14 protein-coding genes are annotated in these 9,891 nt (G+C 63.8%); all 14 read left to right on the top strand.

Annotated features, from left to right (window positions below):
- The first annotated feature begins 19 nt into the window (after window positions 1–19).
- The 14 genes from BUA41_RS07850 to BUA41_RS07785 all read left to right on the top strand — a co-directional run bounded on the left by BUA41_RS07850 (window position 20) and on the right by BUA41_RS07785 (window position 9,884).
- The gene (locus BUA41_RS07850; protein ID WP_072821496.1) at window positions 20–373 is read left to right on the top strand and encodes a hypothetical protein; all 354 of its coding nucleotides are present in this window, start codon (window positions 20–22) and stop codon (window positions 371–373) included.
- Complete coding sequence (locus tag BUA41_RS07845; RefSeq protein WP_072821494.1) at window positions 363–1,166, top strand: N-acetylmuramidase domain-containing protein; 804 nt, start codon at window positions 363–365, stop codon at window positions 1,164–1,166. The genes BUA41_RS07850 and BUA41_RS07845 overlap by 11 nt, the downstream gene beginning before the upstream one ends.
- Window positions 1,163–1,597, top strand: coding sequence for a 3TM-type holin (locus tag BUA41_RS07840; protein WP_084671288.1), 435 nt, complete (start codon window positions 1,163–1,165; stop codon window positions 1,595–1,597). The genes BUA41_RS07845 and BUA41_RS07840 overlap by 4 nt, the downstream gene beginning before the upstream one ends.
- Window positions 1,594–2,076 (top strand): phage tail protein, encoded by a 483-nt coding sequence (locus tag BUA41_RS07835; protein ID WP_072821492.1) that lies wholly within the window; start codon window positions 1,594–1,596, stop codon window positions 2,074–2,076. Before BUA41_RS07840 ends, BUA41_RS07835 begins: the two co-directional genes overlap by 4 nt.
- A complete protein-coding gene (locus BUA41_RS07830) occupies window positions 2,061–2,528 on the top strand; it encodes a phage virion morphogenesis protein (RefSeq protein ID WP_245791882.1) in 468 nt (155 codons plus the stop codon). The genes BUA41_RS07835 and BUA41_RS07830 overlap by 16 nt, the downstream gene beginning before the upstream one ends.
- A 60-nt stretch (window positions 2,529–2,588) precedes the next feature.
- Window positions 2,589–3,245 carry a phage baseplate assembly protein V gene (locus BUA41_RS07825; protein ID WP_072821490.1) on the top strand — a complete coding sequence of 219 codons (657 nt, stop codon included), beginning with the start codon at window positions 2,589–2,591 and terminating at the stop codon, window positions 3,243–3,245.
- A complete protein-coding gene (locus BUA41_RS07820; protein ID WP_072821488.1) occupies window positions 3,245–3,595 on the top strand; it encodes a GPW/gp25 family protein in 351 nt (116 codons plus the stop codon). Before BUA41_RS07825 ends, BUA41_RS07820 begins: the two co-directional genes overlap by 1 nt.
- Window positions 3,592–4,503, top strand: a complete 912-nt coding sequence (locus BUA41_RS07815) for a baseplate assembly protein (protein ID WP_072821486.1) — start codon at window positions 3,592–3,594, stop codon at window positions 4,501–4,503. The genes BUA41_RS07820 and BUA41_RS07815 overlap by 4 nt, the downstream gene beginning before the upstream one ends.
- Entirely contained in the window at window positions 4,496–5,113 is a 618-nt protein-coding gene (locus tag BUA41_RS07810; protein WP_072821484.1) for a phage tail protein I, read from the top strand. Before BUA41_RS07815 ends, BUA41_RS07810 begins: the two co-directional genes overlap by 8 nt.
- A 12-nt stretch (window positions 5,114–5,125) precedes the next feature.
- Window positions 5,126–6,712: a phage tail protein gene (locus BUA41_RS19375; RefSeq protein ID WP_072821482.1), complete on the top strand. Its 1,587-nt coding sequence runs from the start codon at window positions 5,126–5,128 to the stop codon at window positions 6,710–6,712.
- 2 nt (window positions 6,713–6,714) lie between these two features.
- The gene (locus BUA41_RS07800) at window positions 6,715–7,254 is read left to right on the top strand and encodes a DUF4376 domain-containing protein (RefSeq protein ID WP_072821480.1); all 540 of its coding nucleotides are present in this window, start codon (window positions 6,715–6,717) and stop codon (window positions 7,252–7,254) included.
- 171 nt (window positions 7,255–7,425) lie between these two features.
- On the top strand, window positions 7,426–8,940 hold the full coding sequence (locus BUA41_RS07795) for a phage tail sheath protein (protein WP_072821478.1): 1,515 nt from the start codon (window positions 7,426–7,428) through the stop codon (window positions 8,938–8,940).
- Between the two features lie 14 nt (window positions 8,941–8,954).
- On the top strand, window positions 8,955–9,464 hold the full coding sequence (locus BUA41_RS07790; protein ID WP_072821476.1) for a phage major tail tube protein: 510 nt from the start codon (window positions 8,955–8,957) through the stop codon (window positions 9,462–9,464).
- A 78-nt stretch (window positions 9,465–9,542) separates the two neighbouring features.
- The gene (locus BUA41_RS07785; RefSeq protein WP_072821474.1) at window positions 9,543–9,884 is read left to right on the top strand and encodes a phage tail assembly protein; all 342 of its coding nucleotides are present in this window, start codon (window positions 9,543–9,545) and stop codon (window positions 9,882–9,884) included.
- The last annotated feature ends 7 nt before the right edge of the window (window positions 9,885–9,891 follow it).

Genomic DNA, 9,891 nt, shown 5'->3' with positions numbered 1-9,891 from the left:
GACATACGCAGAGGAAACAATGACATCAACCTATCCCGACGACGAGGTTCAACCCGTGAAACCCTCTGTATTCGAGCGTCATCTGCAAACCGGCATTCAAGTCATCCTGGTGCTGCTGCTCGGCTGGTCCGGGCTCAAGCTGGTCACCCTGGGCGAGAGCAGCGCCGTGCTGCGCGAACGCCTGGTCTACCAGGGCGAGCAGATCGAACGGCTACGCCGCGACCTGCGCGACTGGAGCAACGTCTACTACACCAAGAGCGACGCGGACCGAGAGATCGGCAGCCTGAAGTCTTCCGTGGAGAGCATCAAATCCTCGTTGTCCGGCCTGCGGGATCGCATCACCGTCATCGAGGGTAAATCCAATGATTCTTAAATATGGCGATCACGGCTATCGCGTCGAATCCCTGCAGCGCGACCTCGTCCGTGCCGGCCACGACATTTCCGTCGATGGCTGGTTCGGCGAGAACACCGAAGCCGCCGTTCGCCAGGTGCAGTTCGATCACGGCCTGGTGCTGGATGGCATCGCTGGACCCAAGACCCGCGAAGCGCTGCACAAGGGCACGTCCAATGCCAAGGCGCTACGCCAGCTCGATCTGGTGCTGGCTGCCGAATACCTCGGCGTCGAGGTGGCCACCATCATGGCGGTCAACGAGATCGAGTCGCGGGGTAGTGGCTTCCACCCCACCGGCGAGCCGGTGATCCTGTTCGAGCGCCACATCATGCGCCGGCGCCTTATCAGCCACGGCATCAATCCGGTGCCCTACCAGCAACAACAGCCCAACATCGTCAATGACAGGGCCGGCGGCTATTTCGGTGGCATTCGTGAGCACGATCGACTAGTCAAGGCCTACGAGATCCACGTCCCGGCGGCATTGGAGTCCGCGAGCTGGGGGCTCTTCCAGATCATGGGTTTTCACTGGCCGCGCCTGGGCTATGATTCCGCCACCGCCTTCGTCACCGCTATGCGTCAGGATGAGGCAGCCCAGCTGGACGCCTTCGTGCGATTCATTGAGTTCAACGGCCCCATGCACGCGGCATTGAAGCGCCTGGACTGGCGCGACTTCGCCCGGCGCTACAACGGCCCGGCCTACGCCAAGAACGACTACGACACCCGCCTGGCCGCCGCCTATCGGCGTCACAGCCAACATTTGGAGATCGCCGCATGACCCTCATCAAGAGCCTGATCGGCGCCGTGACTGGCCCGGTGTTCGACGTCATCGACAAGGCGGTGACGGACAAGGACGAGGCGGCCAGGCTCAAGGCGGCGCTGCAGCAGCGCTTGATCGAACAGCAGGATGCCAGACTCCAAGCTCGGATGAAGATCATTCTCGCCGAAGCCACCGGCGAAAGCTGGCTACAACGCAACTGGCGACCGCTGCTCATGACCATCATTGCCGCCATCGTCACCAACAACTACCTGATCGCACCCTATCTCGGCGCCATGTTCGGCATCGGCCTGCAGCTCGCCCTGCCGGATCGTCTATGGGATCTGATGACCCTGGGCGTCGGCGGCTACATCGCCGGACGCAGCGGCGAGAAGATCGCCGATAAACTCAAGCGCCCAGGCGGCTTGATGGACAGGATAGATACCCGATGAAAAAGCTCACCGCCCTGCGCAACCATCTGCTGGCCAGCGTCCCTGGCCTGGCCAACGACCCGGACCGGCTGCTCACCTTCGTCCAGGACGGCAGCATCCAGTTCCACCGCGGCCAACACCTGTCGCACCAGTATCAGGTGCCCGCCCAGATCGTACTCACCGACTACAGCGGCGAGCTCGATGCGGTGATCATCCCGCTGCTGCAGTGGCTCTCCCACTACCAGCCGGATCTCGACCCGGATGAGGCGGTGCGTTTCGAGGCCGAGATACTCGCCAACGACCGTTGGGATCTGGCCTTGAGCGTTACGCTCACCGAGCGCGTCGTCGCCCGGGTCGACTGCGAGGCCGGCAGCATCAAAAGCGATCATCGCATGCCTGAGTTTCCCATCGAGCACTGCCCGGGTACCGACTGGCAGCTCTACACCCAGGGCCCACACGACGACGCCTATCAGCTCACCAGCGAATGGCAATCGCCCTGATGGACGATCTCGACGCCCTGGCGGATTGGGTCGCACCGCTACTTGCCAAGGTCGAACCCAAGCAGCGCCGTGCACTGGCCCGCAAGGTCGCCCGCGACCTTCGGCGTAGCCAGCGCGAACGCATCAAGGCCCAGCAGAACCCGGACGGCACCGCCTACGCCCCACGCAAGCCGCAGCACCGCGCCAAGCAGGGTGCGATTCGGCGCAAGGCAATGTTCTCGAAGATCCGCACCGCCAAGTACCTCAAGGCCAAGGGCAGCCTGGAAAGCGCCGAGGTCGGCTTCGTCGGGCGCGTCGCGCACATCGCCCGTATCCACCAGGAAGGCCTGCGCGCCAAGGTGGATAAAGACGGCCCCCATTACGACTATCCCGAGCGCCGCCTGATCGGTTTCAGTGCGTCCGATCGCGAACTGATACAAGACGCCCTGCTCAAGCACCTTACCGAGTTGTAAAACCCTGCGTTACAACCCGATTTACTAGAGCTGCAGCCCCGACCGGGCAAGCATGGCGACATGACACCGAATCCTTCGCATAGCGCCGCCGAACTACTGCGCCTCATTCATAACCTGATCCGTCTGGGCACCGTCGCCCAGGTGGACCATGCGGCCGTGCGCGTGCGCGTCGCCATCGGCGAGCTATTGACCGACTGGCTGCCGTGGGTCGAGCAGCGCGCCGGCACCACGCTGGACTGGGATCCGCCGACCGTCGGCGAGCAGGTCATTGTGTTCTCCCCCGGGGGCGATATCGCCGCCGCCGTGGCGCTATCGGGAATCAGCAGCGCCGCTCACCCGGCCCCCTCGAACAGCCCGGACAAATGGCAGCGGGCATTCCCCGACGGCGCGGTGATCGAATACGATCACGCGGCAAGCCACCTGCAGGCCACCCTCCCGGGGTCTGCTGGTATCAACGCCCAGGGCGCGGTTGAAATCACCACCGCCGCGACCCTGACCGCCACCGCCAGCGGCGGCGCAACGCTCAACGCCAACACCATCATCAACGGCAACCTGACGCTGAACGGCAACTTCAGCCAGCCCAGCGGCAAGAGCGCCACCATGGCCGGCGATGTCGCCTTCACCGGCGCCGTCACCAGCAATGGCAAGGACATCAGCTCAGGCCACAAGCACAGCGGCGTGCAGACCGGCGGTGGCAAGACGGGAGGAGTCGTGTGATGCCCGGCATGAACGCCCAAACCGGCCGCCGCATCGACGGCCTCGATCATATCCGCCAGAGCGTGCGCGACATCCTCACTACGCCCATCGGCACCCGCGTGATGCGCCGCGACTACGGCAGCCTGTTGCCCGATCTCATCGACCAGCCGCTGCACGACGCCACCCTGCTGCAAGCCTATAGCGCCGCCATCATGGCCCTGCTGCGCTGGGAGCCGCGCATCCGCGTGCAGGCCATCCGCAAGAGCGTCAGCACCACCCAGCCCGGCACCGCGACCCTCGAACTCGACGCCATCACCGCCGAGGGTGACGAGATCACGCTGGCAATACCGGTAACAGGAGCCAGCGCATGAGCAACCCCATCGATCTTTCGCGTCTGCCGGCCCCGGATGTCGTCGAGTCCCTCGATTACGAGACCATCCTCGCCGAACGCAAGGCCGCCCTGGTCGCGCTCTACCCTGCCGACGAGCAGGACGCCATCGCCGCGTTGTTGGAAATCGAATCCGAACCCCTGACCAAGCTATGCCAGGAAAACGCCTACCGAGAACTGCACTGGCGGCAGCGCGTCAACGAGGCGGCAAAAGCCGTAATGCTCGCGTTCAGCCGCGATAGCGACCTGGATCAGCTATCCGCCAACTACAACGTCGAGCGCCTCACTATCGACCCCGGTGACCCGGATGCCGTGCCGCCGGTACCGGCCACCTACGAGAGCGACGACGATCTTCGCCTGCGTGCGCAGAGGGCGTTCGAGGGCTTGAGCGTCGCCGGCCCGCGGGGCGCCTACATATTCCATGCACTGAGCGCCGATGGTCGTGTCGCCGATGCCACGGCGATCAGCCCGGCCCCTGCCGAGGCGCTGGTTACCGTGCTCTCGCGGCTGGGCGATGGCACCGCATCGCAAGATCTGCTCGATACCGTCACGACCGCATTGTCCGCCGAGGATGTGCGCCCGGTCGGTGACCGGCTCACTGTGCAATCTGCCGCCATCGTCAACTACAGCGTCGATGCCACCCTCTACGTCTACCCGGGGCCGGAGCAGGAACCGATCCTCGCCGCCGCCGAATCTGCCCTGGAGGCCTACGTCACCACGCAACGGCGCATTGGCCGCGATATCCGTTTGAGCGCCCTCTATGCGGTGCTGCACGTCGAGGGGGTGCAGCGGGTCGAACTCGCTGCACCGTTGGCCGATGTGGTGCTCGACGAGACCCAGGCCGCGCACTGCACCGGCACGAGTGTCGTGATCGGAGGCATCGATGAGTAATTCGTTGCTGCCACCCAATGCCACGCCGCTGGAACGTCATGTCGCCACGGCCCTGGCCGAGATTCAGCGCGTCCCGGTACCGCTGCGCCAACTGTGGAGCCCGGCCACCTGCCCCGCCCACCTGCTGCCCTACCTCGCCTGGGCATTCAGCGTCGATCGCTGGGACACCACCTGGTCGGAAGCCACCAAGCGCGGCGTCATAAGCGCCGCGTTCTACGTCCACCAGCGCAAGGGGACCATCTCGGCGCTGCGTCGGGTCGTCGAGCCGCTCGGCTACCTGCTCGAGGTTGATGAGTGGTGGCAGCAGCAGCCCCAGGGTGCGCCCGGGACGTTCGCGTTACGTATCGGCGTGCTCGATACCGGCATCACCGATGCCATGTACACCGAGCTCACCCGGCTCGTCGATGATGCCAAGCCATTGACGCGCCACATCACCGGGCTGGACCTGCTCGGCGAGTCGCGTGGCACCGCCTACGTCGGCACGACTGTTTACGACGGCGACGTCACCGCCGTCTACCCGTTCATCGCGCCGGAATCCCGGGTCGCCGGGCCGTTTTTCGTCGGCCTGGCCACCGACAGCATCGACACCACAACCGTCTATCCGCAATAACGAGGACACCGCATGGCTCAGTTCTACACGCTGCTCACCGATGTCGGCCAGGCGAAACTCGCCAACGCCGTGGCTCTCGGGAGCACCATCAGCATCGCCCAATTGGCCGTCGGCGACGGTGGCGGCACGCTGCCCCAGCCCGATAGTGGTGCCACGGCACTGATCAACGAGGTGCGCCGCGCGCCCATCAACACCAGTGAAATCGACCCGGACAATCCATCATGGATTGTCGTCGAGCAGGTATTGCCGCCGGACGTGGGCGGCTGGACGATTCGCGAGATCGGCATCATCGACGCCGACGGCGACCTGATCGGCATCGGCAACTATCCGGAGACCTACAAGCCGGTGCTGTCAGAGGGTTCCAGCCGCACCCAGACCGTGCGTTTCGTGCTCGAAGTCTCCGACACCGCCGCCGTGACGCTCAAAATTGATCCCAGCGTGGTGCTCGCGACGCGGGAGTATGTCGACACCCAGCTCGATGAGCACGAGCAGAGCCGTAACCATCCGTCCGCGACGGAGTCGCTACAGGGCATGATAAAGCTAGCAAACCAAGAAACGGCATTGGCCGGCGACGACAATGCCGATGCGATGACGGCGTTGGGTACATTCCAGGCATTCAGCCAATACGGATTGGGCAGACCAGCCGACATGATGCCGGTCATCAACGATGCCGATCAGGCCACCACGCCGGGATTCTATAGGTTGCTACCGAGTTCCAATGGTAATCCTCATGGTGACAACAGTGCGGCACTGATTGTCTTTTCCGCGGGATTTGGTGGGTCAGCCACTCAATTGGTTAGCAGTTCTTATAATAATAACCTCATGTATAGGACGGGTGGCCCTGGTAACTGGCAAGAATGGACAGAAATTCGAACCCGGGGAAACACCACCGCCGCGACAGTAGATGTTGCCGGTATCGTTGAAATGGCCAGTATCGGCGAACATTTATACGGTGAGCTAGATGATCGATCTGCTCACCCAGCTGGTGTTCGCGCCGCTATTGATGCCGGCATGGGATTCCAGAATATTGCGTCGTTCACGTCGCCAGGTGTGTCGACGTGGAATGTACCTCAAGATCTGAGAGATGGTCGTCGGAAAGCGTTCGTTGCGGTAACCGGAGCCGGCGGTGGTGGAGCGGGACCGGCCAGCAGTTCAGCCGGTTCAGGCGGCGCTGGCGGTGGTACAGGTATCGGATTGATCGATCTAACCGGCGTTGAAAGCGTCCAGGTCACCGTTGGCGCCGGTGGTGCTGGCTCAATTGAAGACGGACACTCTGGTGGGACATCGTCATTCGGGCCTTACATTACCGCGACGGGCGGCAATGGTGGTGACCACGACGGAGAGGTTGGAGACGGCGCCGACGGCGGGATCGCGACGGGAGGAGATGTAAATCTTGTCGGCGATGCGTCTTCGCCATCGGCCAGCACGATAGCATCCAGTAATGGAGGTGCGTCTTTCTACTCAGGCATCGGTCGCGGATCAGCATCAACCGGAGTTTCTGGGTCCGCTGGCACGTCAGGGTGTGGCGGTGGCGGCGCGAGATCGGGCGGCGGTTCTGGTGGCCGGGGTGGTGACGGTATCGTAATAGTGAGGTGGTAATTATGTGGGCACGTATTAATGACGGCACTGTGGCCGAAATCACGGACATCGATCCCAAAGGGCGATTTCACCCATCGATTGAGTGGGTAGAATTCGATGGACGCACGAACATACAGATTGGCTGGCATTATGACGGTAACGAATTCACGCCGCCCGCCGGCGCGACGCTCAGCGAGATCGCCGAGATAAAGCGCCATGCTATCGATAGAGCACGTGAAGCGGCGATCGATGCCGGCTTCACGCACGATTTCAACGGCACTCAAGATGTCGTCCAGACACGCGCTCGCGACCGCGAGAACATCACCGGCCTGGCGGTATCCGCGCAGCTGATGCTTACCAACGGCGACACGACCAGTACGCTGCCGTTCCGAGCCGAGTCGGACACGACGTATCAGCTCACCGCGCAAGAGATCGTCGACCTCGCCCAGGCCGCCCAGCAGCACGTCAGCGCACAGTATGCGCATGCCTGGGAGTTGAAGGATCAGATAGAGTCGGCGCTCGCCGCCGAGGATCGCGCCGCGCTCGAGGCAATCTCCTGGTAGCACTAGACTGACCCAAACCCACCCGATGCCCGCCGCCCGGCGGGCTTTCTGCGTGCCCAATGTTGTAAAATCCCGCGTTACAACCCGTTTTACTAGAGCCTCGCGCCCGCGCGGGCAAGCATGGCAGCACGCAATGCATTGCCAATCGCTCACCCTGCGCAGGAGCCCATCATGGCCCAGGATTACCATCACGGCGTCCGCGTCGTCGAAATCAACGAGGGCACCCGCCCGATTCGCACCGTTTCCACCGCGGTCATTGGTCTGATAGGCACCGCCCCCGAAGCCGCCGCCGGTGTGGCTGCCGCCTTGACCCTCGACTTCGCCGCGGCCAATTCAGGCGTCTCCTATACTGCCGCTTCGGCAGGCACCGACGGCAACGCCATCCGCGTTCGCTATCTCGATCCCGCCGACGTCTCTCAAGCGCTGGCGGTCAGCGTCAGCGGCAAAGACATCAACGTCCGCCTGGCGACCGACATCGAGGGCGCCATTACCAGCACCGCCGCCGAGGTAGCTACGGCAATCAACGGCGCGCCGGAAGCCGCGGCCCTGGTCACCGCCGCCGAGAGTGGCACCGGCGCGGGCGTGGTCTCCGCCATCGGTTACCAGAACCTGACCGGCGGCCAGGACGAACCCCTGCCGCTGGATACGCCGGTACTGGTCACGGATATCTACGCCGCCATCGGCAATGCCGGCGAGGAAGGCACCCTGGCCCGATCGCTGGATGCCATCGTCAAGCAGGCCAAGACGTTGGTGGTCGTGGTTCGGGTCGCGGAGGGTGTCGACGATGCCGAGACCAAGGCCAATGTCATCGGCGGTGTCGACCCACTCACCGGCAAGAAGACCGGCATGCAGGCGCTGCTGGCCGCCGAGCAGCGCTTCGGCGTCAAGCCGCGCATACTCGGCGTGCCGGAGCTCGACGACGCGGACGTGACCAGCGAGCTGATCGCCATCGGCCAGAAGCTGCGCGCCTTCGTCTACGCCTCCGCCGGCGACAGCAAGACCAAGGAAGAAGCGGCCATGTACCGCGAGAACTTCGGCGCCCGCGAGGTCATGGTGATCTGGCCGGACTTCACCGGCTTCGACACCGTCACCCAGTCCACCCGCAACCATAGTGCCGTGGCCCGGGCCCTCGGCCTGCGCGCCAAGCTGGACAACGAGATCGGCTGGCACAAGACGCTTTCCAACATCGCCGTCAACGGCGTCAGCGGCATCAGCCAGGACGTGTTCTGGGATCTGCAGGACCCGGCCACGGATGCGGGCTATCTCAACAGCCACGAGGTCACCACGCTGATCAACCGTGGCGGCTACCGCTTCTGGGGCTCGCGCACCTGCTCCATCGATCCGCTGTTTGCGTTCGAGAACTACACCCGCACCGCCCAGGTACTCGCCGACACCATCGCCGAGGCGCACCTCTGGGCCGTGGACAAGCCCATGCACCCCAGCCCGGTCAAGGACATCGTCGAAGGCATCAATGCCAAGTTCCGCGAGCTGATTCGTCTCGGCTATCTGCTGGGCGGTGAAGCCTGGTTCGACGAAGAGATCAACAGCCCCGAGGTGCTCAAGGCCGGCAAGCTCTACATCGACTACGACTACACCCCGGTACCACCGCTCGAGAACCTGATGCTGCAGCAGCGCATCACCGACCGTTACCTGGTCGACTTCGCCGACCGTGTCGCCGCCGCTTAAACAGGAGATAGACCATGGCACTTCCCAAGATTCTGAAAGATTTCAACCTGTTCGGCGACGGCAACAACTGGCAGGGCCAGATTCCGTCCCTCACGCTGCCGGAACTCGCCCGGCGCATGGTCGAGTACGAGGGCGGCGGCATGGAAGGCCCGATCGAGGTCGACCAGGGCGCCCAGCTGCAGGAGTTCGATTGGACCGCCGGCGGCATGATCGCCGAGATCTTCGACAGCTTTGGCTCGCCCATCCATGACGCGGCGCTGCTGCGCATGACCGGCAGCTATGAGAGCGACGAGACCGGCGAGACCGTCCCGGTCGAGATCGTCGTGCGCGGACGCCACAAGACAATCGCCATGGGCGAAGCATCAAAGGGCGACAACAACACTATCTCGGTCACCACCACCGTCAGTTACTACAAACTGACCGTCGACGGCGAGGAGCTTATCGAGCGCGACGTGCCCGGCATGGTGTTCAAGGTGCGCGGCGTAGACCGCTACGCCCAACGCCGCCGGAATCTCGGCGTATAAGCGCCCATCGATCCATCCAGCGCCGGCCAGCAGGCCGGCCCAGCAACACAAGCCATCATCAACCCCCAGGAGAGACCCATGAGCGAGCAGGAACAGAAGCAAGCCCCCGCAGCGTCCAGCGTCACCACCGAAACCGTGGAGCTCGACACGCCCATCCAGCGCGGCAAGCAAAGCGTTGCCACCATCACCGTGCGCAAACCGCTGTCCGGCGCCCTACGCGGCGTCAGCCTGACGGACGTGCTGCAGATGGACGTGTCGGCGCTATGCAAGGTGCTGCCCCGTATCACCGATCCCGCATTGACCGATGCGGAGCTACGCAACCTGGACCCGGCGGATATGGTGCAGCTGGGCGGCGTGGTGGCGGGTTTTTTGCTGCCGAAGCGGGCCAAGGGGGAGAACCCGGACTACCTCGAAGCGTAGACGACGC

Origin of the sequence: Modicisalibacter ilicicola DSM 19980 (assembly GCF_900128925.1) — a bacterium.
GTDB classification, from domain to species: Bacteria; Pseudomonadota; Gammaproteobacteria; order Pseudomonadales; family Halomonadaceae; genus Modicisalibacter; species Modicisalibacter ilicicola.
Note: the sequence above shows the minus strand (reverse complement) of the source record. Positions and strands in the feature narration are given on the sequence as shown.